Genomic DNA, 24,160 nt, shown 5'->3' with positions numbered 1-24,160 from the left:
CGAGTATGCACCACGTCACGTGTCGGTGTTGTTTCGCGCGCCGGTCTCAGTGCGCCTGGACGCCGAGGGCCTGCAGCATGGGGCGGAACTTCGCCCAGGTCTCCCGCAGCTCCGCGGCCGGGTCCGACGCCGCCACGATGCCGCAGCCGGCGAACAGCCGCGCCGTCGTCGGGCCCTCCAGCACCGCCCCGCGCAGGGCGATGCCCCACTCGCCGTTGCCGGTGGCATCCACCCAGCCGACCGGCCCCGCGTACGGTCCCCGGTCCAGGTGCTCGAGCTCGCCGATCAGCGCGGCGGCGGTCGCCGTCGGCGTCCCGCACACCGCCGCGGTCGGGTGCAGCGCCTCGGCCAGCGCGAGCGCCCCCGGAGTGCGGTGCTTGCCGGTGGGGGAGGGGGCGTCGTTGAGCACCGCGGTCACGTCCGAGGCCAGGTGCCACACGTTCGGCAGCTCCAGGACGAACGGCTCGCTGGAGACCGTCATGGTGTCGGTGTAGCTGGTGAGCCGGTCCAGCAGCGAGTTGATCGCGAACTCGTGCTCCTGCCGCTGCTTGCGGGAACCCCACAGCACCCGTTGCGCGTAGTCGGGATCGTCGGCGGGGGCGGTCGCCCGGTCCAGGGTTCCGGCGAGCACCCTGGCCCGCGCCACGTTGTCCTCGACCTTGATCAGCATCTCCGGCGTGGACCCGACGAGCCCCTCCACCGAGTACGTCCAGCAGTCCCGGTACCGCTCGGCGAGGTCGGTGAGCACGGTGGCCGGCTCCACCGGCGCGTCGAGTTCGACGACGACGTCCCGGGCCAGCACGAGCTTGTGCAGCTCGCCGGCGGCGATCCGGCGCACGCCGGCGGCGACGGCGTCCATCCACTGGTCCCCGCTCAGGGAGCCGTCGCGTACGCGTCCCCCGGCCGAGGCGGCCGGTTCCGCCGGGGCGGTCGATCCGGAGGCGAGCGCCGCGAACGCCGCGTGGGCCGACGCCGCCGTGGGCGCGTCGTCCCCCACCACCTGCTGGGTCAGCCAGCACCGGCCGTCCTCCGCGGCCCCGACCACCAGCGCGGGCACGATCAGCCGCGAGTCGAAGCCGGAGTCGTCGGCGAACGCGAAGGACCCGAACGCGAGCGGGCCGGTTCCGGGCCCACCCACGTGGTTCTCGCGCCGGGCGGACGCGGCGATCTGCCGCCACCACTGCCGGGCCCGGGCGAAGCGCTCCGGCCCGGAGGCCGTATAGCGCGCGGCCGTGCCGATGCCGACCAGTCCGTTCCCGCGCCGCAGCCAGACCGCGGGCAGCCCCACGCGCCGGGTCGTCTCGACCAGGCCCACCAGCCCGCCCGGCAACCGGGCCGGATCCAGCGGAACGGTGATGGCGCAGAGCGACGGGGCGACGGGGTCGCGGTCGGGGGCGGTGCCGGCCGGGGAGAACTCCCCGCCCACCCGCGAGGAAACGGAGGCCATGGTGCCCCCAATCTACTCGGCCGCACGTCCGGGACCGGCGCACGCGTCGCCCCGTCCGCTCCGGGCGAATCATCGGTCGCGCCGCATCGGTGCCGTGGCCGGCGTGCCAGAATGGGCGGGTGAATCGCGCGTCCCTGGAGAAGCATCCCGACGACGTCGCGCGGATGTTCGACGACGTCGCCCCCCGTTACGACCTGGTCAACGACGTTCTCTCGGCCGGCCAGGTCCGGTACTGGCGCCGGATCGTCGTCGACGCCGTCGGCGCCCGCCGTGGCCAGCGTGTGCTGGACCTCGCCGCCGGGACCGGCACCTCGAGCGAGCCCTACGCCGATGCGGGGGTGGACGTGGTCGCCGCCGACTTCTCGCCGGGCATGCTCGAGGTCGGCCGCCGCCGCCGCCCCGACATCACCTTCGTCCAGGCCGACGCCATGGCCCTGCCGTTCGGCGACGACGAGTTCGACGCGACGACCATCTCCTACGGGCTGCGCAACATCAACGACCCGAAGCAGGCGCTGCGCGAGATGCTGCGCGTGACGAAGCCCGGGGGAACGCTCGTGATCGCCGAGTTCTCGCGACCGACGTTCGCCCCGTTCCGCACCTTGTACACCGAGTACCTGATGCGCGCCATCCCGCCGATCGCCCGCGCGGTGTCCTCCAATCCCGACTCCTACGTCTATCTCGCCGAGTCCATCCGCGCGTGGCCCGACCAGGAGGAACTGGCCGCCTGGCTCACCGCGACCGGGTGGAGCGACGTGCGATACCGCAACCTGACCGGCGGCATCGTCGCGGTGCACCGCGCGACGAAGCCCGCGGTGGAGCCGGCCGCCGGCACCGCCACGTCGTGACCGTCGTCATCGTCGGGGCCGGGCCGGCCGGGTCCACGGCGGCCTGGCACCTGGCGCGGGCCGGGATCGAGACCGTCGTCCTCGAGAAGACCTACTTCCCCCGGGAGAAGGTGTGCGGCGACGGGCTCACGCCGCGCGCCGTCCGCGAGATGCAGCGCATCGGGCTGCCCCACGAGGTCGACGCCGGCTGGCGCCGGATGAAGGGGCTCCGCCTGATCGCCGCCGGCCGCACCGTCGAGGTGCCCTGGCCCGAGCTCACCGATTTCCCGGACTACGGGCTGGTCCGCACCCGGCTCGGCTTCGACGAGGCCCTCGCCCGGCACGCCGAGGCCGCGGGCGCCACGGTGCTGACCGGCCACAACGTGCTCGGGGCCGTGCGCGACGACGCCGGCCGCGTGACCGGCGTCCGGGTCTGCGTGCTCGACGCCGACGGGCGGCGCACCGGCGAGGAGCGGACGTACGACGCCGACGTCGTGCTCGCCGCCGACGGCAACTCCGCGCGCACCGCCCTCTCCGTCGGGCTCGACCGGCGCGAGGACCGGCCGCTCGGCGTGGCCGTGCGCACCTACTACACGTCGCCCCGGCACGAGGACGACTGGATGGAGGGCTGGCTGCAGCTGCCCGACGCCTCCGGCCGCCCGCTGCCCGGCTACGGCTGGATCTTCGGCGTCGGCGACGGCACCTCCAACGTGGGCCTCGGCATCCTCAACTCGTCGAAGCAGTTCGGGCGGATCGACTACCGGCAGGTGCTGCGCGAGTGGACCGCCGCGATGCCCGCGGAGTGGGGCTACCGCCCCGAGAACCAGGTGGGCCCGATCCGCGGCGCCGCCCTGCCGATGGGCTTCAACCGGACCCCGCACGCGGTGCCCGGCATGCTGCTGCTCGGCGACGCCGGTGGCATGGTCTCCCCGTTCAACGGCGAGGGCATCTCCTACGCCATGGAGTCCGCCCGGTTCGCCGCCGAGCGGATCGTCGACGCGCTCGCCGCCCCCGACGCCGCCCGGCGCGACGCGGCTCTGGCCGCCTACCCCGACGTCGTGCGCGGACAGTGGGGCTCGCACTTCCGGCTCGGTGCGATGTTCGCCCAGCTGATCGGGCACCCGCAGGTGATGAACGCGGCCCTGCGCACCGGGATGAGCGCGCCCCCACTGCTGCGCCTCGTGGTGCGGATGCTCGCCAACCTCACGGATCGTCCCGGTGGCCTGGAGGACCGGGCCATCCACCTGCTGGAACGGCTCACGCCGCCGGCCGGCAACCAGGCCGGTGCCGCCCGGCGTCCGGTGGCGATCCGGCAGAAAGCTAGGGTTGAGGCGTGAACGAAACCGCGAACGCCGAGACGACGTCGCCCGGCCGCACGGGCGGTGCCGGGACGGGCCGCCTCCCCACCGCCGGGATGGTGCTGCCCTCCGCGTTCTCCCTCGTCGCCGATCACGCCGAACTCGGCCCGGCCGTCGTCGCCTCCCTGAGCCGCGTCGAGGAGCGCCTGCGCACCTCGATCGCGCACGCGGACCCGCTCGCGGACACGATCAGCCGGCACCTCTTCGACGCCGGCGGCAAGCGGATCCGCCCGTTGCTGACCATCCTCGCCGCTCACCTGGGGGAGCCCGACCGCGACGAGGTCGAGCAGGCCGCGGTGGTCGTGGAGATGACCCATCTGGCCACCCTGTACCACGACGACGTGATGGACTCGGCCCAGTTCCGCCGCGGTGCCCCCTCCGCGCACCAGATCTGGGGCAACTCCGTCGCGATCCTCGCCGGCGACCTGCTGTTCGCCCGCGCGTCCCGGCTCGTCTCCGACCTCGGCGGGCGGGCGCTGGCGATCCAGGCCAGCACCTTCGAGCGGCTGTGCCTGGGCCAGCTGCACGAGACGGTCGGACCCGCGGACGGCGAGGATCCCGTGGCCCACTACCTGTCCGTGATCGCCGACAAGACCGGTTCCCTGGTCGCGGCCAGCGGCCAGCTCGGCGCCATCTTCGCGGGCGCCGACGAGACCTACGTCGAGACGATGGTCGCCTACGGGGAGCGGATCGGCGTCGCCTTCCAGCTGGCCGACGACGTCATCGACGTCACCGGCGCGCGGGCCGTCTCCGGCAAGACCCCGGGCACCGACCTGCGCGAGCACGTCCCCACCCTGCCCGTCCTGCTGCTGCGGCGCGCGGCCGCCGGCGGCGACGAGTCCGCCGCCCGCGTGCTGGAGCTGGTCGACGGCGATCTCGGGTCCGACGAGGCGCTGCGCGCGGCCGTCGCGGCCGTCGCCGACCACCCGGCCACCGAGGAGTCCTGGGCCGTCGCACGGCGCTGGGCCGACGACGCCGTCGACGCGCTGCACCCGCTGCCGGACGGAGCGGTCAAGGACGCGCTGATCGGGTTCGCGCGAGCCGTGGTGGACCGCGCGGTCTGAGCCGCCGCCCTCAGTCCACGACGTGGCGGCTGGCCAGCGGGATGCTCCACCGCAGCCGGCGGCCGGCCACCCGCAGCGCGAACACCAGCGCGATGATCGGCACCACGATGATGCCGCCGAGTGCGCCCGCGGTCTGGGCGACCACCGTCAACGCCGCCCCCACGAACGCGGGGATCGCGTAGAACTCGCGCTGGTCGAAGAGCGTCGGCGTGACGTTCGCGATCACGTCGCGCAGGATGCCCCCGCCCACGGCCGACGTCACCCCGAGCAGGACCGCCGCCACCGGGTGCTGGTGGGCGGCGAGCGCGATCAGCGTCCCCGAGACGCAGAACAGGGCCAGACCGGCGGCGTCGAACACCACGAGCAGCCGGTTGAAGCGCTGCACCGACGCCTCGATGGAGTACACCGTGACGACGGCGAGGGCCGGGGGGACCAGGTACAACGGCTGGGAGAACGCCACCGGTGGCCCGGCGTCGAGCACGAGGTCCCGCACCACGCCGCCGCCGAGGCCGGCGACGCAGGCGAGCAGCAGCGAGCCCACCAGGTCGAACCGCTGCCGAGCCGCCAGCAGGGAACCGGACACGGCGAAGAAGTAGACCCCCACCAGGTCCAGGAGCAGCAGCGTCACGGAGGCGTCCACGGGCACCAGCGTAGGGGGCGCCGCACCATTGCGCGGGCCAGCCGCCTCTGCTTGGCTGGATCAGCACCGCACCCGTACGGAGCTGCACTCCAGGAGGTCACGATGACCAGCACCCAGCCCGACGACGACGAGGTTCGCGCGCACGGGGAATCCCCGGCCGAGGGCGACGACCAGACGCAGCCCGCGCAGCCGCGCGAGCATGCCGAGGAGCCGGCCGAGGGCGACGACGACGGCTCCGCCGGGTGAAACGCGGGCTCCACGTCGTCACCCTCGCGGTGGCCGACCTGCAGCGTGCGGTCACCTTCTACCGGGACGGGCTCGGCCTGGCCACGGAGGGCATCATCGGCAGCGAGTACCCGCCCACGCCGCAGACCCCGGGCGGCGAGACCGCCATGTTCCCCCTCGAGGGCGGACTGATCCTCTCGCTCTACCCCGCGGGGGAGCTGGCGAAGGACGCGGGGGTGCCCGCCGACGCCATCGGCGGCACCGGCATCTCCCTCGGCCACGTCGTGCCGGAGCGGGACGACGTCGACGCCGTTCTGCGCGAGGCCGAACTCGCCGGTGGCACGGTGCTCGGCGTGGCCCATGAACGGCCGTGGGGCATCTACTCCGGCTACTTCCGCGATCTCGACGGGCACCTCTGGGAGGTCCTGTCCTTCCTGCCCGGCAGCGGTCCGGACGCCGACGGCTGACTCGGCCCCTCCCCCCGCCATGCGTGCCCCCGGGTGCGTGTGTCCTTGCGCACGTCACCCCGGTCGGCGTGGAAGAGGAACCTAGAATGGTGGGGAATTCGAAGGAGACTGATTCGATCGTGCTCGACCACAGCCCGAACGGCACCGCGGCCGACCAGACCGCCGTCGCCGACACCACGAACGACGCCGGCACCGGTGACGCGCCCCGCGCCCTGCGGGTCGCCGTCGTCGGAGCCGGTCCCGCCGGCGTCTACGCCGCGGACCTGCTGACCAAGTCGGAGGAGGCCAGGAGCGGAGCGCTGACGCTGAGCATCGACCTCTTCGACCGCTACCCGGCGCCGTTCGGCCTGATCCGCTACGGCGTCGCCCCCGACCACCCGCGGATCAAGGGCATCATCGCCGCGCTGCACAAGGTGCTCGACCGCGGCGACATCCGCTTCTTCGGCAACGTCACCGTGGGCACCGACATCACCCTCGCGGAGCTGCGCGCGCACTACGACGCCGTCATCTTCGCGACCGGCGCGATCAAGGACGCCGACCTGAACATCCCCGGCGTCGAGCTCGAGGGGTCCTTCGGCGCGGCCGACTTCGTCTCCTGGTACGACGGCCACCCCGACGTGGACCGGGACTGGCCGCTGGACGCGAAGGAGATCGCCGTCATCGGCAACGGGAACGTGGCGCTCGACGTCGCGCGGATCCTCGCCAAGCAGGCCGACGACCTGCTGACCACCGAGATCCCGGACAACGTGTACCAGGCGCTCAAGGCTTCGCCGGCCACGGACGTGCACATCTTCGGTCGTCGCGGTCCCGCGCAGATCAAGTTCACCCCGCTGGAGCTGCGGGAGCTGTCCCAGTCGCCCGACGTCGACATCGTGCTCTACCCCGAGGACTTCGAGTTCGACGAGGAGTCCGAGCGGCAGATGCAGACGAACAACCAGACCAAGACGATGATGGGCACGCTGACCAACTGGATCGCGGCCCAGCCGGACGATCTGTCGGCGCTGACCGGCAAGCGCCGCCTGCACCTGCACTTCCTGCACAACCCGGTGGAGATCCTCGACTCGGCGGACACCCCGGGCCACGTCGCGGCGATGCGGTTCGAGCGGACCGAGCTCGACGGCACCGGCGGCGTCCGCGGCACCGGCGAGATGGTGGAGTACCCCGTCCAGGCCGTCTACCGGGCCATCGGCTACTTCGGCTCGGCGCTGCCGGACCTCGACTTCGACCACCGCCGCGGCGTGCTGCCCAACGACGGCGGCCACGTGCTCGACGCGGACGGCAACCCTGTTCCGGGCGTCTACGCCACCGGGTGGATCAAGCGCGGCCCCGTCGGGCTGATCGGCCACACCAAGGGCGACGCCCTGGAGACCATCGGCATGCTGCTGGCGGACCGGGACGGACTGGCCACGCCCGAGCACCCCGAGGAGTCCGCCGTCGTCGAGCTGCTGGACGGCCGCGGCGTCGAGTACACGACCTGGGAGGGCTGGCACGCCCTGGACGCGCACGAGCGCGAACTCGGGGCGACGGCCACGGCGTCCGGCCCGGTCGAGCGGGAACGCGTCAAGGTGGTGCCGCGCGGCGACATGGTCGACATCAGCCGGGCGATCCGGGACCTCACCGGCGCCTGAGCGTCTCTCCCTCGCGCCGAGTGTGCGGAAGGCGTCGTCGTGGCTGCCGAATCGGTGCGCTGTCCGCACACTCGGCGGGGTATGGCGGCACCGTGCCTCACCCGCCGTCGCGGACCCGGGAGACCGTCAGCGCCAGCCACAGCTGCACCCGGTCGGCCGTGACGCCGGGGTTCAGGCCGGTGAGGGTCTCGATCTGCGCGAGCCGGTAGCGCACCGTGTTCCGGTGCAGGGCCAGGTCCGCCGCCACCGCGGCCGCGGAGCCGTTGAGGTCGAGGTACCGGGCGAGCGTGGCCATCAGGTCCGTGCCGTGCTCCGCGTCACTCGCCCGCACCGGCGCGAGCACCTCGTCGCTCATCGCCGCGAGGGGCACATCCTCGCTCGCCAGCAGCAACCCGGTCAGGCTCAGCTTCTCGACGTCGTTGATCCGGCCGCCGCGGGCCAGGGCCTGCCGGGCCTCGAACCAGCTCCACCGCAGCCCCTCGGGGTGCGGGTACGCGCCGCCGATGCCGATGCTGCCGGTCAGTCCCGCGGCCTCCACGTGCGCGGCGACGGCCTCGGCGATCTCCCGGCCGGCGGCCGGGCCGGTGTCCGGAACGATGATCAGCAGCGTCTCCTGCAGCACCGCGGTGACGAGGTCCGCGGCCGGGCCCGGCAGCGGCAGCGCCGCGAGCACCCGCTCGCGCCCGTGTCCCCGCTCGGTCGTCAGGCTGAGCGCGAGCATCCGGTGCCGGCGGCGCGGCTGCAGGCCGAGGGACTCGATCCGGGTGGCCGCCTCCGCCCCGGTGACCGCACCGCGCACGATGTCGCCCAGCACCTGGCCGCGCACCTGGCGCAGTGACGCGCGATGCCGGGACTGGCTGCTCAGCTCCAGACTGACCAGGCTCTGCGCATACGCGAGGATGTCGGCATCGGTGGGCAGCTCCCGCACGGCCAGGGTCGCGGCGTCGGCGCTGCCGGTGGAGATCGCGACCCGGGTCCAGGGCTCGTCGGGCAGCCGGGAGCCGGGCGCGGTGTGCAGGACCGACCCGTACTGAGTCAGCGCCACGTCGGTGCCGAGCATCTGTGCCAGCGCGCCGAGCAGGCCGGGCAGGCCGCGGCCGGAGAGCAGGGTGTGGGCGAGCACCTGGTGTTCGCGCAGCAGTCCTTCGAGCCGGGCGGACGCCTCGTCCGCGTGGGCCTGCGCCACCCGTCGCGTGATCGCCAGGAACGGCACCGCGTACGGCACCTCGAAGACGGCCAGGCCGGTACGCTCCGCCTCGGCGCGGGTCGCGGCGGGCACCGCCTCGTGCCCCAGGCCGATGCCGAAACCGAGCCCCACGACGCCCGCGGCGGCGAGCCGCGACACGAACCGGCGCTGCGCGGCGGCCGTGCGCTGCCGCAGCCCCACGGTGAGCACCACCTCCGCGCCCGAGAGGAACGGCGAGGGGTCCTCCAGTTCCGTCGAGGCGGTCCACGAGATGGGCTCGTCCATCCGCTCGCCGTCGGTCACGGCGCGCAGCCCGAGCGTGGGATCGGCGAGCAGGTCGCGCACGGTGATCGGCATGGATCCACGCTACCGGGTGCTCTGTCGGATGACCCACCGGAACCGTTCGTCACTGTGCGACTGGCCATGGAGCCGCCGGGTCGCCGGCGGCTACGCTGACAGCCGAGATCCGACGTCACCCGAGAGGACGGACCCATGACCGCCACCGCCACCCGCCTGGAGCAGAAGCGCCGGCTGACCGGGGCCTTCCCCGGACCCCGGTCGCAGGAACTGGCCCAGCGCCGGTCCGCCGTCGTCGCGGCCGGCGTTGCCTCCAGCGTGCCCGTCTACGCCGCCGACGCCGACGGCGCCATCATCCGCGACGTCGACGGCAACCAGTTCATCGACCTGGGCTCCGGCATCGCCGTCACCTCCGTCGGCGCGTCCGACCCGGCCGTCGTCGCCGCGGTGCAGGAGTCCGTCGAGCACTTCACCCACACCTGCTTCATGGTCACCCCGTACGAGGGCTACATCGCCGTCGCCGAGCAGCTGAACGCGCTCACCCCGGGCGACCACGAGAAGCGGACCGTGCTGTTCAACTCCGGCGCCGAGGCCGTGGAGAACGCCGTCAAGGTGGCCCGCCTGGCCACCGGCCGCAACGCCGTCGTCGTCTTCGACCACGCCTACCACGGCCGCACCAACCTGACGATGGCGCTGACCGCGAAGTCCATGCCCTACAAGCACGGCTTCGGCCCGTTCGCCCCCGAGGTGTACCGGGTGCCGATGAGCTACCCGTACCGCGAGGAGACCGACATCAAGGGCGAGGACGCCGCCCGCCGGGCGATCTCGATGATCGAGAAGCAGGTCGGCGCGGACCAGGTCGCCGCGATCCTGATCGAGCCCGTGCAGGGCGAGGGCGGCTTCATCGTCCCCGCCGAGGGCTTCCTGCCCACCCTGGCCGCGTGGGCCAAGGAGACCGGCGTCGTGTTCATCGCCGACGAGGTGCAGTCCGGGTTCTGCCGTACCGGCGCCTGGTTCGCCTCCGAGCACGAGAACGTCGTACCGGACCTGATCACCATGGCCAAGGGCATCGCCGGCGGCCTGCCGCTCTCCGCCGTCACCGGCCGCGCCGACCTGCTCGACGCCGTCCACGGCGGTGGCCTCGGCGGCACCTACGGCGGCAACCCGGTGGCCTGCGCCGCCGCTCTCGCCGCCATCGAGACCATGAAGGAGCAGGACCTCGCCGCCCGTGCCGCGCGCATCGGCGACACGATCTCCTCGCGCCTGCGGGCCGTCGCGGAGAAGACCGACATCATCGGTGAGGTCCGTGGCCGTGGCGCCATGATGGCCGTCGAACTGGTCAAGCCCGGCACCGCTGCCACCACCAAGGAGCCGAACCCGGAGGCGACGAAGGCCATCGTGCAGGCCGCCCTCGCCGAGGGCGTCATCCTGCTCACCTGCGGCACCTACGGCAACGTGATCCGGTTGCTGCCGCCGCTGGTGATCGGGGACGAACTGCTCACCGATGCCCTGGACGTCCTGGAGGCCGCGATCCTCGCCGCCTGAGCGGCTCGTGGGCGACGTGAACCGGCCGGTACCCGACACCGGGTGCCGGCCGGTTCGCGTGGTGATCGCTTCATGACCCCGCAGGACGGGGGCGGGATCGCCGGTGCTGCGACAATGGACCCGACAAGCCGGAGGAACCGGCGCGACGGCATCCCCGCAGGCCAGCGAGCAGGCGAGGCCGGGCGACGGGTGCGGTCGGCGGACGGGACGGGGAACGGAGATGGGGAGCATGAGGTACGTCGTCGGCTTCGGCGCCGCGGACACGGGCGCCGACGCGGTCGCCCTCGCCGTGGCGATCGCCCGTGCGCAGTCCGCGTCGCTGGACATCGTCCACGTGCGTCGCCGGTCCGAGCCCTTCAACCCCAGTTACCCCGAGCAGGACCCGGGGGCCGAGCGCGGCGGCCGCCCCTCCCCGCGCACGCTGCTCGACCGGGCCCGCTCCCTGGTGCCCGACGACGTCGACGCCCGCACCCACACGCGCACCGCGAGCTCCTTCGCCGAGGGCCTGATGACGGCGGCCCAGCAGTTCGACGCCGAACTGATCATCGTCGGCGCCTCCAGCTCGGGGCTGTGGTCCCGCTTCAGCGTCGGCACCGTCGCCAACCATCTCCTCCATAGCTCCGCCGTCCCCGTGGCCCTCGCGCCGCGGGGCTACGACGCACCGAAGATCACCCGGATCAGCGCGGCGATCGGCTCGCGACCGGGTGCCCAGGCGGTCCTGGACACCGGGCTCGCGGCGGCCGCGCGCCGCCGGGTGCGGCTGCGCCTGATCTCGCTGCTCGCCCTCGGCAACGTCAAGGACCGCCCGGAGGCGCGCCGCCACACGCAGCGGATGCTCGACGAGGCGGCCCGCACCCTGCCGGCCCGCGCCCGCGTGGACACGGCGATCGCGACCGGCAAGACCATCGAGAACGCCATCGACCGGATGACGTGGGAGCCCGGTGATCTCGTGCTGGTCGGCTCGAGCCGGCTCGCGCACGGGAATCGGCTGTTCATGGGCAGTACGGCGTCCAAGATGCTGCGGACGCTGCCGGTGCCCATGGTGGTCGTGCCCAAGAGCGCGGCCGCACTCGCGGCGGACGCCGTCGCCGAGGCCGTCGAGGAAGCCGGCGACCAGGCGGCTCAGGGCAGCTCGTAGAGCCGGTCCCCGGCCTCCACCCGGCGCCCGACGACGTCGCTGTCGACGGTGTCCGGTGCCGCGCCCAGCACGACGACGGGGCACGCGGCGCTGTAGCCGGCGTCCTGCACGGCGTCCACGTCCACCGTCACGACGGGCTCACCCGCGGCCACCACCTGCCCCTGGGTGGCGTGCAGCGTGAAGTGCCGGCCCTTGAGCTCCACGGTGTCGATGCCCACGTGCACGAGCACGCTCGGGCCGTCGGGCACGGTGATGACGAAGGCGTGCGGATGCAGCTTGACGATGGTCCCGCCCACCGGGGCGAGGACGAGCACCGCACCCCCGCCGTCGGGCGCCACGGAGACCCCCGGCCCCACCATCTGCGCGGCGAACACCTCGTCGGGCACCTCGGCGAGCGTCGTCACGGTGCCGGCGAGCGGGGCGCTCACCGGCAGGCTCACAGGAGGTCCTGGATGTCCTCGGCCAGCGAGTCCGCCTCCGGCCCCACGACCACCTGGACGGCGCGGCCGGAGACGACGACGCCGTGCGCTCCGGCGGCGCGCAGGGCTGCCTCGTTCACCGCCGAGGCGTCCGAGACCTCGGTCCGCAGCCGCGTGATGCAGCCCTCCACCTCGACGATGTTCCCGGCGCCGCCGAGCGCCGCCACGATGTCGTCCGCCTTGGCCATGACCAGCTCCTTCATCCTCGCTGACCTGCGCCAGCGAGCCTCGTTGACAACCGGGACCAATACTACGAGCGTTCTCTCAGCGTGAGCCGGACCGTGCGTGAACCGCGCGTCCGGCCACGGCGGTCGCCGGCACCCCGGCGGCCGGGACGAGAGGAAACGAGGATCCATGACCTCCATCGCCACCGGGGCGGCGGCCCCGCGCAAGGAACGGCGCGGCATGGCCAACCTGCAACGGTTCGGCCGGTCGCTCATGCTGCCGATCGCGGCCCTGCCGGCCGCGGGCCTGCTGCTGCGGCTCGGGCAGAAGGACCTGATCGGCGGGCTGCCCGGGCTGGAGACCGTCGGCTCGGTGATCTCCGCCGCCGGCGGCGCCCTGTTCGACAACCTCCCGCTGCTCTTCGCCGTCGGCATCGCCATCGGCTGGGCGCGCAAGGCCGACGGCTCCACCGCGCTCGCCGCCGTCGTCGGCTACCTCGTGCTCGCCGGCGTGTTCAAGGTGATGTCCCCGATCGTGCTCGCCGGTCAGAAGGCCACCGACGGCACGCAGGCCATGATCAACTTCGGGGTCCTCGGCGGCATCGTCATCGGCCTGCTCTCGGCCGGCCTCTGGCAGCGGTTCTACCGGACGAAGCTGCCGGACTACATCGGCTTCTTCGGCGGCCGTCGCCTGGTGCCCATCCTGACCGCGGTGTCGGCGATGATCATCGGCGTCGTGCTGGCGCTGATCTACCCGTTGTTCAACACCGGGCTGACCGCGGTGGGCAACGCGGTGCAGGACAACGCCGTCGTCGGTGGCGGCATCTACGGGGTGCTCAACCGGCTGCTCATCCCGCTGGGCCTGCACCACATCATCAACTCGGTGGTCTGGTTCCTGATCGGGGACTACAACGGGGCGCACGGCGACCTCACCCGCTTCTTCGCGGGCGACCCGAACGCCGGCCTGTTCATGACCGGCTTCTTCCCCATCATGATGTTCGCCCTGCCGGCGGCGGCGCTGGCCATCTGGCACGAGGCGCGGCCCGAGCAGCGGAAGGTGGTCGGCGGTGTCATGCTCTCCACCGGCCTGACGTCGTTCATCACCGGCATCACCGAGCCGCTCGAGTTCTCCTTCATGTTCGTCGCGTGGCCGCTGTACGTCATCCACGCCGTGCTGACCGGTACCTCCATCGCTCTGGTCAACGCGCTCGGCATCCACCACGGGTTCTCGTTCTCGGCCGGCGGCATCGACTTCCTGCTCAACCTGGGCAAGTCGACCGGCGGCCTGTGGCTGATCCCCATCGGCCTCGTCTACGCGGTCATCTACTACGTGGTGTTCCGGTTCGTGATCCGGCGCTGGAACATGCGCACCCCGGGCCGGGAGGACGCGCTCGACGACGCCGCACCGGCGACGGCGGGCGTGGCGGCCGATCCGGCCGCGGTGGCCGTGGGCGATCGCCCGGCCGACCGGGTGGTCGAGCGGACCGGTGAGCCCGGTTCGGCGCCCGTCGGACCCTCGGACGGCACCGTGACGCGACCGGAGGCCCCGCCGGCCGACGCGTCACCGGTGGGGGAGCCCCGCCGCGACAGGACCCCGCGTGCGGGCGAGGACCCCAGCGCCTGAGAGGCGCTCCCGCGCCGCTCGGAGCCGGCGCCGTCGTCGAGTGACGACGGCGCCGGTGCCCGAGGGACCCGCGGGGATCACACCGGCGAGCGGCCGCCGGGTCCTGCCCTGGCTCGAACTGGCGGGCCTGCTGGCCGGATTCGTCGTGTTCTCCCGGTTGCACGACGCCCTGGGCACCGATGCCGCCGCGGCCGCCGCGCACGCCGGGACCATCCGGTCGATCGAGGCCACCCTGCACCTGGACATCGAGCCGGCCGTCAACCGCTGGCTGGCCGGCGACGCCGCCCTCGTCCAGGCCGCGGTGCTGGTCTACCGCCTGTACTACGTTCCCCTGGGCGGCGTGCTGCTGTGGGTGCTGTTCCGGCACCGTGCCCTCTACCCCCGGGTGCGCTGGGCACTGATCGTGACGGCGCTGCTCGCGCTGCTCGTGTTCTGGCTCCTGCCGGTCTCGCCGCCCCGGTTCGCCGTCCCCGGCATCGTCGACGTGGTCGCCGACCACGACGTGCTCGGGAACACCGGGTCACGCGACCTGGCCGACGGCCGGAACCACTTCTCGGCCCTGCCGAGCCTGCATGTCGGCTGGTCGCTGCTGGCCGCGTGGGCCGCCTGGCGGGCGCTACGGGTCCACGGATCACGGGTGGCGGGGCTGGTGTGGCTGTTCCCGCTGGTCATGATCGGGGTGGTGATCGGCACCGGCAACCACTACCTGCTGGACGTGGCGGCCGCCGTCGTGCTGGTCGCGCTCGCGGTCGCCGCGGCGTCGGCGCTGGAGGGCGACGTCGTCAGACGGCGACGTCCGCAGTCGCCGGGCCGGCCGCGGACCGGGGGCGACGACGACGGATCTGGCGGACGGCGTCGACGATGAGCACCAGCAGCGCCACCCAGACGAGACCGAAGCCGATCCACCGCTCGGTCGGCATGTGCTCCTTCAGGACCGAGATCGCGAAGATGAACTGCAGCACGGGGGCCAGGTACTGGAGCAGCCCCACGGTGGACAGCGGCAGTCGACGGGCGGCGCCACCGAAGAACAGCAGCGGCAGGGCGGTGATGACGCCGCTGGCGACCATCAGCCAGAAGTGCCCGGCGCCGTCCGTGGTGAGGGTGGCCGACCCCGCGAAAGTGAGCCCCAGCATGACGGCCAGTCCCAGGGGCAGCAGCACGACGGTCTCCACGGTGAGGCTGGTGAGCGCGTCCACCCGTCCGCCGACGCGGTTCTTCACCAGGCCGTAGAAGCCGAACGAGAACGCCAGGATCAGGGCGATCCACGGCAGCTTGCCGTAGGCGATCGTGAGAACCACGACGGCCAGGGCGCCGATGCCCACGGCCACCCACTGGGTACGGCGCAACGACTCGTGCAGCACGAGCACGCCGAGTACCACCGAGACCAGCGGGTTGATGAAGTACCCGAGCGATCCCTCGATCGCCTGGTGGGTGGTGATCGCGTAGGCGAAGGCGAGCCAGTTGATCGCGATGAGCACCGCGGCGATGGCGAGCGTGCCGAGCACCCGGCGGTCGGTCAGGGCCCGGCCGAGGGCACCCCAGCCGCGCATCACGGTCAGCAGCAGCGCACAGAGCGCCGAGCAGGGCCAAGTAGAGCGGCAGCAGGCCCCACAGCCCGTAGGCGGCCAAGCCGTTCAGCAGGCCGACGCCGGTGGTGCCCAGCCGCCCGCCGGAGTGAAGCTGACCGGAGTCCGGTCGAGGGGTGCGGGTCGAGGCGTTGCGCGTGCTGGTCACATCCCTTCATCAAGTCGTGCGGGCACCCGCGTATTCCGCCGCGTGTCCGCCGGTCCTCTCAGCGGCCGAACAGGCGGCCGAGGAAGCCCCGTCGCCGCGGCTCCTGCTCCTCGTCCCGGCTCTCGTCCCGCTCCACGCGCTCCTGCTCCTCCGGTTCCCGCTCCTCCGGCTCCTGCTCCTCCGGTTCCCGCTCCTCCAGCTCCTCGTCCGCCTGCGGGGCGGGCGTGGCCCGGGTTTCGGGCTCCGGTGCGGACCGCTGCGGTTCGGGGGCGGCCTCCGTCGCGGCGGGCTGTGCGGGGACCGGCGCGGCCTCCGTCGCGGCGGGCTGTTCGGGGACCGGCGCGGCCTCCGTCGCGGCGGGCTGTTCGGAAACCGGCTCGGGTTCCGGGCGCGGGGTCGGCGCCGGTTCGATCAGCGTGACCGGCACCGGTTCCGGGGCATAGCCGGCGGGGCGTCGACTCGCCACGACATCGATCCCGCGGATCGTCGTCCCGTCGAACCGCAGCTCGACCCCGCCGTCGTCGGTGCTGACCACCACGGCGTCCTCGCCGTCCGCGCTCAGGTGCAGCCCACGGCGCCGCGCGTACCCCTCGACGGCGGCACGGTGATCGACCGCCAGCCCGGTGTGCAGGCCCTCCGCGATCGTGCGCCCGACCGTGCGCACCGTCGGCCGGTCGAGGGTCAGCGCGTCGGAGCGGACCAGCATCCACACGCGGGCGCCCCCACCGGCGCCGGCCGTGTAGTGGGCGTGGACACCCGTGACGGTCTTCGCGGCGATGACCAGACGCTCGTCCAGGCCGGGGATCAACGGGATCTCGTCGTCGGTCAGTTCGGCGACGTCGTGGTCGACCCCGTACCGGCGGGTCGACTCGGCGGCCGCGAGGACCGCGGGAAGAAAGTGCCCGGGCTCCTGCCACGACCAGATCCACGTACCCCGGGTGGGGGAGGAGCTGCCCAGCAGGTACGGCGTCGCGGGGGAGTCGAGACCGGGAAGGACGATGCGGGGGCCGGCGAAGTCGACCTGGGCGGCATCGGGGACCAGTTGGTCCTCGAAGGCGCGCTGATGCTCGACGGAGAGGAAGAGTCCACGGTCGACGAGCGACTGGAGAGCGGAGGTCATGCCTCCACCCTAAGGTCGGCCGCGGGCGCCGGTCGCGTGCTGGCCGCCCCGGTCGGGCGACCTCCTGACCACCTTCCTCATAACAGTTCGATAACGCCGTGTCACACCCGAGGCGCTTCGTCCTCTTGATGGGTGCAACGGCGAAGCGGCGGGGGCAGCCGCAGGATCGTCGTCGGAGGGGGCCGGGTGCCGTCACGCGGGGGTGAGGCGGCACGACACGTGCGGGAATCCGCACGGTACCGGTGCCGGTGCCCGCGCTCGGGGGAGACGCGGGCACCGGCACCAAGCCCAGCGGACGGCCGACGACGGCGGATCGACTCGGTCCGTCCGCCGGGTGCAGCGCTACCATGATCCGGGGGCGAGAGAAGACGGACGGTACGCAGTGAATGCTTCTGCGATGCCGGTCGCGGACGACGACGCGAGCGACCGGGACCTCATCGACGCGGTACGCGCCGGGGACCGGCGCGCGTTCGGGGAGCTCTATGAACGTCACCGCGACGCCGCCTGGCGGGTGGCGCGCCGATACGCGAACGGTGCTGCCCAGGCCGACGACCTCGTGGCCGAGTCCTTCGCGAACCTGCTGGCCGCGGTTCGCCGGGGCGCCGGCCCCCGCGACAATGTCCGCGCGTACCTGCTGACGATCGTCACGCACGAGGCCGCCCGTGCCGCTCGGGCCACTCGCGGTCAGTACAGCACCGAGGCGATCGAGCTGGCGGAGCTGCCGCAGGTCTTCGAAGACCCCGTGCTCAAGAGCTTCGACGCGGAGACGATCCGCCGGGCGTTTCTCACGCTTCCGGAGCGGAGCCGCGCGGTGCTCTGGTACGCCGCCGTCGAGGATCTCAAGCCCGCCGCGATCGGTCGTCTCGTCGGTCTGAGCCCGAATGCGACGTCGGTGGCGCTCAAGCGAGCGCGCGAACGACTGGCGCAGGCCTATCTGCAGTGCCACGTGCGGGCGGTGCCGGACCGCGAATGCCGGGACATCGGCCCGTCGTTGGCCGCCTACGCCGCAGGCCGGTTGCGGGGACCGGCCCTGGCCAGCACCCGGTTCCACGTCGAGAACTGCTTGAGTTGCTCCGCCGCCGTCCTGCACCTGCGCGACGTGAACCGGGGACTGCGCGCCGCGTACCTGCCACTGGCGGCGGCGCCCGCCGGTGGGGGGTTGCTGGCTGCCCTCGGGCTCGGCGCCACGGCCGGTCCGTCCGGGCGCGCCGACCGCTGGGCGCTGGCGGGTGCACCGGGCGGTTCCGCGGGTGCGGCGGCGGTGAGTTCTGCGGTCGTGATCGTCGGCGTCGCCGTCGTGATCGGTGCCGGCCGGCTGGTGACCGCCGAGCCGGCTCCGGCCGACACGCTCGCCGCGGCGCAGAATCCGGCGACGTCCTGGAGTGCGTCGGCCCCCGTCGTGCCGGGCGGCAGCGGCTCCCTGGGGTACGGCAACGGTGGTTCGGGTGCCGGGGGACCGTCCGTCCCGGGTGCTTTCGGGGCGAACGGGAACGCGGGCTCGAATCCCGGCGCGGGCGCGGTCGGCGACGTACCCGGCGACGGGGTCTGGGCGCCCTGGACGCAGAACGACCAGGGCACGCAGGATCTCGGTCTCCTCGACCCTGGGTTCCTCGGATCCGACCAGGGGGCCGTTCCGTGGTCGCCGGGCTCGCCGTGGCCGGGCTCCCCGCTGCCGGGTTCCGACCCGAGCGCCGCGGGGGACGGTGCTGCTCCGGGCGTGCCGGCGCCGACGACCCGGCCGATCACGGTACCCCCGACGACCGCGCCGCCCACGACCGCGCCGCCGACCACCGCGCCGCCGACGACTGCGCCGCCGACCACCGCGCCGCCGACGACTGCGCCGCCCACGACCGGAACCGGCCTCGGAGTCACGGCCGAGCTGGACGCCGAGGGCCGATTCTGGCGCACCGGCCCGGTGGACCGGATCGCGACGGCACGGATCACCGTGACCGCGCCGGTGGCGACCGTGGATCGCCGACTGACCCTGCGGTTCACGAGCACGGACGGCTGGCTGGTGATCCGACGGCCGGTCCTCGTCGGAGCGGGCGCCGATCGTCGCGTGTCGGCAGACGCCGGGGTCGGGGCGACCGCCCCCGCCGCCGCGACCACCGCACCGTCGGCCACGTCGACGGACGACGCGTCGGAGCCCCCGCTGACCGACGCGGACGCCCGCGCGATCCTCGATGCCCTCACGGCGGCGGTGCCCCCCGTGACGACCACCCTGCCGGCCGGCGAGCGTGCCGTGACGGTACAGCTCGTGGCCGTGCGCATCTCGACGCCGGTCCGGTCGTCGACCGTCCCGGCGATCCCCTGGAGTCTGACCGATGCGCTCGACGGCGCGACCGCGCGCGGCACGCTACCCCCGCAGGCACCGCCGTCGGGCGAGGCGACCGGCCCGACGACCACGGCGCCCTCGGTCACCGTCTCGGCGGTCCCCACCATCACCGCCTCGCTGCTGGGACGGAACTGACCGCTGCCCGGCTACGGCGAATGCCCGGAAACGACGAATGCCCGGTGGCCGACGGATCGTCGCGCCACCGGGCATCCGGTGAGTTGAATGCCGGCCGGGCTGATTACCAGTGGGGGGATAGGTGACCAGTCCGGCCGGCTGTGCAGGCTCTCAGTGAATGATGGGGGAAATCATCACGAGTCGCCTTGTCTCAGTATGGCAGCCGACTTACCGAATCTCAAACGACTTTCGTGTCGAGATCCCGTGCCGGGCGTGTCGGCGCCCGGGAGCCGGACGCACCGCGGGCCCGCCCGGACACGGCCGGACGGGCCCGCGAGAACGCCGTGCGAGGTCAGACGGTCGCGACCGGCTGATCCTGCTCCGCTTGCGCCTCGGCGTAGGCATGGCGGACGCGGGAACCCAGCTCGGGATCGATGTTCTCCCAGTACTGGAAGGCCCGCTCACGGATATCGGCGCTGCGCACACCGGCGATGTGCCCGGCGATGTTGTGCACCAGGCGCTCCTGCGCTTGCGCGTCGAGCACGTGGCGGTACAGGTTCCGCGGCTGCGTGACGTCGTCGTCCTCGGGGTGCAGGGTCGCGGCGGCGCGCACCAGCTCGCCGTCGGCGTCCCACCCGTTGGACTCCGCGGCCCGCTCCGGCGCGGCGTGCGGCCCGCCGAACGAGTTCGGGGCGTACACGGGCACCTGCGGGTCGTTGAACGTGTACCGCATGGGGCCCTCCTTGGAGTAGGAGTTCACCTGCGCGTTCTTCGGGTAGTTGACCGGCAGGTCCTGGTAGTTGGCGCCGATCCGGTACCGGTGGGCATCGGCATAGGAGAAGATGCGGGCCAGCAGCATCTTGTCGGGGCTGGTCGCGATGCCCGGCACGAAGTTGGACGGCTCGAGCGCCAGCTGCTCGATCTGCGCGTGGAAGTTCTGCGGGTTGCGGTTCAACGTCATGGTGCCGACCTTGATCAGCGGGTAGTCGCCGTGGGGCCACACCTTGGTCAGGTCGAAGGGGTTGAACCGGTAGGTCTTGGCGTCCTCGTACGGCATGACCTGGACGTACAGGGTCCACGACGGAAACTCACCGCGCTCGATGGCGTCGAACAGGTCGCGGCGGTGCGCGTCGGCGTCGACACCGGCGAGCCGCTCCGCCTCCTCCGGCGTCAGGTACTCGTTGCCCTGGTTCGTCTGGAAGTGGTACTTGACCCAGAACCGCTCACCCGCGGCGTTGATCCACTGGTAGGTGTGGGAGCCGAAGCCGTCCATGTGGCGCCACGTCTTCGGGATGCCACGGTCACCCATCAGCCACGTCACCTGGTGGGAGGACTCGGGGCGCAGCGACCAGAAGTCCCACTGCATGTCGTTGTCCCGCAGCGCGGAACCCGGCAGCCGCTTCTGGGAGTGGATGAAGTCGGGGAACTTGATCCCGTCCTTGATGAAGAACACCGGGGTGTTGTTGCCGACGAGGTCGTAGTTGCCCTCGGAGGTGTAGAACTTCAGGGCGAAACCACGGGGATCGCGCCACGTGTCGGGCGAACCCTGCTCGCCGGCCACGGTGGAGAACCGGGCGACCATCTCGGTGGTCGTGTTCGGCTGGAACAGCGCCGCCCGAGTGTACGGCGAGACGTCCTCGGTGGTGGTGAAGACGCCGAACGCCCCGCCACCCTTGGCGTGGACGACGCGCTCGGGAACGCGCTCCCGGTTGAACTGGGCGAGCTTCTCGACGAGGTAGTGGTCGTGCAGGACGACGGGACCGTCGGCACCGACGGTCAGTGACTCGTTGTCACTGGCGACCGGGGCGCCGTTGTTCGCCGTCGTGTAGCTGCCCGTCTCGCGGGGGGTGGTCGTCATACGTGCTCACTCCTTGGTGGTGATGCTGGTGCGGTGGTGCTCTCCGGGCCGTTCTCCCGGCAGTCCGCACAGATGACCCGGAACAGGACATCGGCGGAAAGAATGGTCATGCCGGCCGCGCTGCCCGGATGCAGGCAGGGGGCGGAGCCGACGACGCAGTCCACGTCCGTGATGCGGAGGCAGCGGACGCACTGCGCGTGGTGGTGGTTGTCCCCGGTGCGGGTCTCGTACCGGGCGGGGGAGCCGGGCACGTCGATCCGACGGACCAGGTCGTGCCGCTCCAGATCGGCGAGGACGACGTAGACGGACTGCACGGTGATCTCCGGCAGGGCGGTCCGCACCACCCGGTGCACCTGGTCCGCGCTGGCGTGCGGGTGCTCGTGCACGGCGCCCAGCACGTGCGTCCGCGGCCGCGTGACCCGCAGGGCGTGCGCGCGCAGCTGCGCCGGCCAGTCCGGCCGGGCACGCGGGGTCGCGGTCGTCGTCATCGCCCCCAGTCAAACACTTTTTCTGAATGACTCACAACAACGCTCTGGTGACCACCCGATAAGGCGGTGACCTGCGGCGCCGTCGTGAGGGGACCGTAGGCTGATCCGGTGCCCCGACTCCTCGCCGACCTGACGCCGCTGCGTCGCAGCACCGCCTACCGGCGGATGTGGACGGGCATGTCCCTGTCGGCGATGGGCAGCAACATCGCGCTCGTGGCCGTCAGCCTGCAGGTCTTCGCCATCACGGGGGAGAGCCTGTACGTCGGCATCCTCGGCATCTTCGCCCTCGTCCCGCTGATCGTCTTCGGGCTGTACGGGGGGTCGATCGCCGACGTGCACGACCGACGCCGGGTGGCCCTCCTCTCCGCCGGGGTGATGTGGGCGTCGAGTGCCGGGCTGGCGGTCCAGGCGTGGGCGGGGCTGGACAACATCGTGGTGCTCTACCTGCTGGTGGCGCTGAACAGCGCGGGCACCGCCATCAACCAGCCCACGCGCAGCGCGATCATCCCGCAGCTCGTCGGGAAGGAGCTCCTGCCCGCCGCCAACGCGCTGGGCATGATCACCTTCACGATGGCCGCCATGGTCGGGCCGATGGTGGGCGGCTTCCTCGTGGCCAGCGTCGGCTACGGATGGACCTACACGCTGGACGTCGTCTCGTTCGCCTTCGCGTGGTGGGGCCTGGTCACTCTCCCACCCCTGAAGCCCGTCGGCGCCTCGGGGCCCCCCGGGCTGCGCTCGGTGCTCGAGGGATTCGCCTTCCTGGCCACCCGCCCCAACGTGCGCGGCACCTTCGTCATCGACCTGATCGCCATGATCACCGCCGCCCCGCGCGCCCTCATCCCCGCCATCGGGGCGCTCGCCCTCGGCGGAGGTGAGGCGACGGCCGGCGCCCTGCTCGCCGCCATCGCGCTCGGCTCGTTCCTGGCCGGGCTGTTCTCCGGCCCGCTGGGAGCGGTGCGGCGTCAGGGGCTCGCGGTGCTCTGGTCGGTCGCCGCCTGGGGGGTCGGCATCGGAGCCCTCGGCCTCACGGTGCTCGCCGCGGGCCGGGACACCGACGGCGTCGTCTCCCCCTGGGTGGTGCCGGCCCTGCTGGCGTGCACCGCGGCCGGGGTGGCGGACTCCATCAGTTCCGTCTTCCGGTCGACCATCCTGCAGAGCGCCGCCCCGGACCACCTGCGCGGCCGACTGTCCGGCGTCTTCGTCGTCGTCGTGGCCGGAGGCCCGCGGATCGGCGACGCGGTGGCCGGTGGGGCGACGACGATCGTCTCCGAGGGCACGGTGCTCCTGCTCGGCGGCATCCTCTGCGTCGTTCTGACCGGCGTGATGGCCTGGCGGCAGCCCGGCTTCCGCCGCTACGACGCGCGGCACCCCACGCCCTGAACCGCCGTCCACCCGGATCGCCGGCGGCTCGACGCCGGCTGGACGGGACCCGTGAGTTCGCTCTGAACCGGAACAGCGCTCCCTTGTGAGCCGTTGACCCCGGTGAGACCCTGTTGACACCGACGACCCGGGACGGACCGTGAGACACCAGCACCACAATGGCCTGAAGACGACCCTGCTGCTCGGCGGGATGATGGGCCTGTTGCTCCTCGTGGGCGGCGCCCTCGCCGTCGGCACGCGCAACAGCGGCTTCATCTGGATCTTCCTGCTGATCGGGCTCGGCACCACCGCGTACGGGTACTGGAACAGCGACAAGATCGCGCTGCGATCCATGCAGGCGTACCCGGTGACCGAGGCGCAACAGCCCGGCATGTACCGCATCGTGCGCGAGCTCTCCGCCCGGGCCGACCAGCCGATGCCACGGCTGTACGTCTCGCCGACGGCGGCGCCGAACGCCTTCGCGACCGGCCGCAACCCGCAGAACGCGGCCGTGTGCTGCACGGAGGGCATCCTCGGCCTGCTGAACGAGCGGGAGTTGCGCGGGGTCCTCGGCCACGAGTTGATGCACGTCTACAACCGCGACATCCTCACGTCCTCGGTGGCGGCCGCCATCGCCGGCGTCATCACCTCGCTGGCCCAGTTCGCCCTCTTCTTCGGCGGCCGGGACCGGAACGGCAACATCCTCGCGGTGCTGGCCACCTCGCTGCTCGCCCCGATCGCGGCGATGGTGGTGCAGACCGCGATCAGCCGCACGCGCGAGTTCGACGCGGACGAGGACGGGTCGACGCTGACCAACGACCCGCTCGCCCTCGCGTCCGCGCTGCGCAAGCTGCAGGCCGGCACCCAGCGGGCGCCGCTGCCGCAGGACCAGAAGCTGGTCAACACGTCCCACCTGATGATCGCCAACCCGTTCCGGAAGGCGGGCGCCGGCGTCGCCGGCCTGTTCGCCTCCCACCCGCCGATGGACGCCCGCGTCGAACGTCTCGAACGGATGGCCGGCCGCCGCTGACGCGCACGGGTTCGACGCGACGACGACGGCCCCGCA

22 protein-coding genes are annotated in these 24,160 nt (G+C 72.8%); 13 read left to right on the top strand and 9 right to left on the bottom strand.

The window, feature by feature from the left end; translation table 11 throughout:
• Nucleotides 1-46: 46 nt before the first annotated feature.
• Nucleotides 47-1,447, bottom strand: a complete 1,401-nt coding sequence (locus tag IEX22_RS06070; protein WP_188667405.1) for an isochorismate synthase — start codon at nt 1,445-1,447, stop codon at nt 47-49.
• A gap of 119 nt (nt 1,448-1,566) precedes the next feature.
• Between IEX22_RS06070 and IEX22_RS06065 the strand changes: the two genes are divergently transcribed.
• The 3 genes from IEX22_RS06065 (at nt 1,567) to IEX22_RS06055 (ending at nt 4,693) form a co-directional block, all read left to right on the top strand.
• Nucleotides 1,567-2,292, top strand: a complete 726-nt coding sequence (locus IEX22_RS06065) for a demethylmenaquinone methyltransferase (RefSeq protein ID WP_188667403.1) — start codon at nt 1,567-1,569, stop codon at nt 2,290-2,292.
• Entirely contained in the window at nt 2,289-3,608 is a 1,320-nt protein-coding gene (locus IEX22_RS06060) for a geranylgeranyl reductase family protein (RefSeq protein ID WP_188667402.1), read from the top strand. Before IEX22_RS06065 ends, IEX22_RS06060 begins: the two co-directional genes overlap by 4 nt.
• A 77-nt stretch (nt 3,609-3,685) precedes the next feature.
• Nucleotides 3,686-4,693 (top strand): polyprenyl synthetase family protein, encoded by a 1,008-nt coding sequence (locus IEX22_RS06055; RefSeq protein WP_188667454.1) that lies wholly within the window; start codon nt 3,686-3,688, stop codon nt 4,691-4,693.
• A gap of 10 nt (nt 4,694-4,703) precedes the next feature.
• Here IEX22_RS06055 and IEX22_RS06050 read toward each other — a convergent pair whose 3' ends face one another.
• A complete protein-coding gene (locus tag IEX22_RS06050) occupies nt 4,704-5,339 on the bottom strand; it encodes a trimeric intracellular cation channel family protein (protein ID WP_438816598.1) in 636 nt (211 codons plus the stop codon).
• Between the two features lie 96 nt (nt 5,340-5,435).
• Here IEX22_RS06050 and IEX22_RS06045 point away from each other — a divergent pair, with 96 nt between their 5' ends.
• From IEX22_RS06045 to IEX22_RS06035, 3 genes are all read left to right on the top strand, one after another.
• The gene (locus IEX22_RS06045) at nt 5,436-5,579 is read left to right on the top strand and encodes a hypothetical protein (RefSeq protein WP_188667400.1); all 144 of its coding nucleotides are present in this window, start codon (nt 5,436-5,438) and stop codon (nt 5,577-5,579) included.
• Nucleotides 5,576-6,025 (top strand): VOC family protein, encoded by a 450-nt coding sequence (locus IEX22_RS06040; protein ID WP_188667398.1) that lies wholly within the window; start codon nt 5,576-5,578, stop codon nt 6,023-6,025. Before IEX22_RS06045 ends, IEX22_RS06040 begins: the two co-directional genes overlap by 4 nt.
• A gap of 86 nt (nt 6,026-6,111) precedes the next feature.
• Complete coding sequence (locus IEX22_RS06035; RefSeq protein ID WP_188667396.1) at nt 6,112-7,653, top strand: FAD-dependent oxidoreductase; 1,542 nt, start codon at nt 6,112-6,114, stop codon at nt 7,651-7,653.
• Nucleotides 7,654-7,750: 97 nt separating this feature from the next.
• Here the strand turns inward: IEX22_RS06035 and IEX22_RS06030 are convergent, their stop codons facing one another.
• A complete protein-coding gene (locus IEX22_RS06030; protein ID WP_188667394.1) occupies nt 7,751-9,196 on the bottom strand; it encodes a PucR family transcriptional regulator in 1,446 nt (481 codons plus the stop codon).
• Between the two features lie 135 nt (nt 9,197-9,331).
• Here IEX22_RS06030 and gabT point away from each other — a divergent pair, with 135 nt between their 5' ends.
• Both gabT and IEX22_RS06020 read left to right on the top strand, forming a co-directional pair.
• Entirely contained in the window at nt 9,332-10,681 is a 1,350-nt protein-coding gene (gabT, locus tag IEX22_RS06025; protein ID WP_188667392.1) for a 4-aminobutyrate--2-oxoglutarate transaminase, read from the top strand.
• A gap of 229 nt (nt 10,682-10,910) precedes the next feature.
• Entirely contained in the window at nt 10,911-11,819 is a 909-nt protein-coding gene (locus IEX22_RS06020) for a universal stress protein (protein WP_188667390.1), read from the top strand.
• Here IEX22_RS06020 and IEX22_RS06015 read toward each other — a convergent pair.
• Together IEX22_RS06015 and IEX22_RS06010 are read right to left on the bottom strand one after the other, a co-directional pair.
• Nucleotides 11,804-12,259, bottom strand: a complete 456-nt coding sequence (locus IEX22_RS06015; RefSeq protein WP_188667388.1) for a PTS sugar transporter subunit IIA — start codon at nt 12,257-12,259, stop codon at nt 11,804-11,806. The genes IEX22_RS06020 and IEX22_RS06015 overlap by 16 nt on opposite strands.
• Nucleotides 12,256-12,486, bottom strand: coding sequence for a PTS sugar transporter subunit IIB (locus IEX22_RS06010; RefSeq protein WP_188667452.1), 231 nt, complete (start codon nt 12,484-12,486; stop codon nt 12,256-12,258). Before IEX22_RS06010 ends, IEX22_RS06015 begins: the two co-directional genes overlap by 4 nt.
• Before the next feature lie 166 nt (nt 12,487-12,652).
• On the opposite strand from IEX22_RS06010, the gene IEX22_RS06005 reads away from it, so the two are divergent.
• Nucleotides 12,653-14,086 carry a PTS transporter subunit EIIC gene (locus tag IEX22_RS06005; protein WP_188667385.1) on the top strand — a complete coding sequence of 478 codons (1,434 nt, stop codon included), beginning with the start codon at nt 12,653-12,655 and terminating at the stop codon, nt 14,084-14,086.
• A gap of 55 nt (nt 14,087-14,141) precedes the next feature.
• The gene (locus IEX22_RS06000; protein ID WP_229659799.1) at nt 14,142-14,951 is read left to right on the top strand and encodes a phosphatase PAP2 family protein; all 810 of its coding nucleotides are present in this window, start codon (nt 14,142-14,144) and stop codon (nt 14,949-14,951) included.
• On the opposite strand, the gene rarD is transcribed toward IEX22_RS06000, so the two are convergent.
• Together rarD and IEX22_RS05990 are read right to left on the bottom strand one after the other, a co-directional pair.
• Nucleotides 14,869-15,636: an EamA family transporter RarD gene (gene rarD / locus IEX22_RS05995; RefSeq protein WP_438816601.1), complete on the bottom strand. Its 768-nt coding sequence runs from the start codon at nt 15,634-15,636 to the stop codon at nt 14,869-14,871. The two genes, IEX22_RS06000 and rarD, sit on opposite strands and share 83 nt — an antisense overlap.
• Nucleotides 15,637-15,878: 242 nt before the next feature.
• Nucleotides 15,879-16,940, bottom strand: coding sequence for a DUF6882 domain-containing protein (locus IEX22_RS05990; RefSeq protein ID WP_188667383.1), 1,062 nt, complete (start codon nt 16,938-16,940; stop codon nt 15,879-15,881).
• 397 nt (nt 16,941-17,337) lie between these two features.
• On the opposite strand from IEX22_RS05990, the gene IEX22_RS05985 reads away from it, so the two are divergent.
• Nucleotides 17,338-19,410, top strand: a complete 2,073-nt coding sequence (locus IEX22_RS05985; protein WP_188667381.1) for an RNA polymerase sigma factor — start codon at nt 17,338-17,340, stop codon at nt 19,408-19,410.
• A 331-nt stretch (nt 19,411-19,741) separates the two neighbouring features.
• Here the strand turns inward: IEX22_RS05985 and IEX22_RS05980 are convergent, their stop codons facing one another.
• Entirely contained in the window at nt 19,742-21,247 is a 1,506-nt protein-coding gene (locus IEX22_RS05980) for a catalase (RefSeq protein WP_188667380.1), read from the bottom strand.
• On the bottom strand, nt 21,244-21,735 hold the full coding sequence (locus IEX22_RS05975; protein WP_188667378.1) for a Fur family transcriptional regulator: 492 nt from the start codon (nt 21,733-21,735) through the stop codon (nt 21,244-21,246). The genes IEX22_RS05980 and IEX22_RS05975 overlap by 4 nt, the downstream gene beginning before the upstream one ends.
• Nucleotides 21,736-21,843: 108 nt before the next feature.
• Here IEX22_RS05975 and IEX22_RS05970 point away from each other — a divergent pair, with 108 nt between their 5' ends.
• Complete coding sequence (locus IEX22_RS05970) at nt 21,844-23,115, top strand: MFS transporter (RefSeq protein ID WP_188667376.1); 1,272 nt, start codon at nt 21,844-21,846, stop codon at nt 23,113-23,115.
• A 139-nt stretch (nt 23,116-23,254) separates the two neighbouring features.
• Nucleotides 23,255-24,124: a zinc metalloprotease HtpX gene (gene htpX, locus IEX22_RS05965; RefSeq protein ID WP_188667374.1), complete on the top strand. Its 870-nt coding sequence runs from the start codon at nt 23,255-23,257 to the stop codon at nt 24,122-24,124.
• Nucleotides 24,125-24,160 lie beyond the last annotated feature (36 nt).

It is taken from the genome of Tersicoccus solisilvae, from assembly GCF_014643255.1.
Lineage (GTDB): Bacteria > Actinomycetota > Actinomycetes > Actinomycetales > Micrococcaceae > Tersicoccus > Tersicoccus solisilvae.
This window is presented reverse-complemented; position numbering and strand designations above follow the sequence as displayed.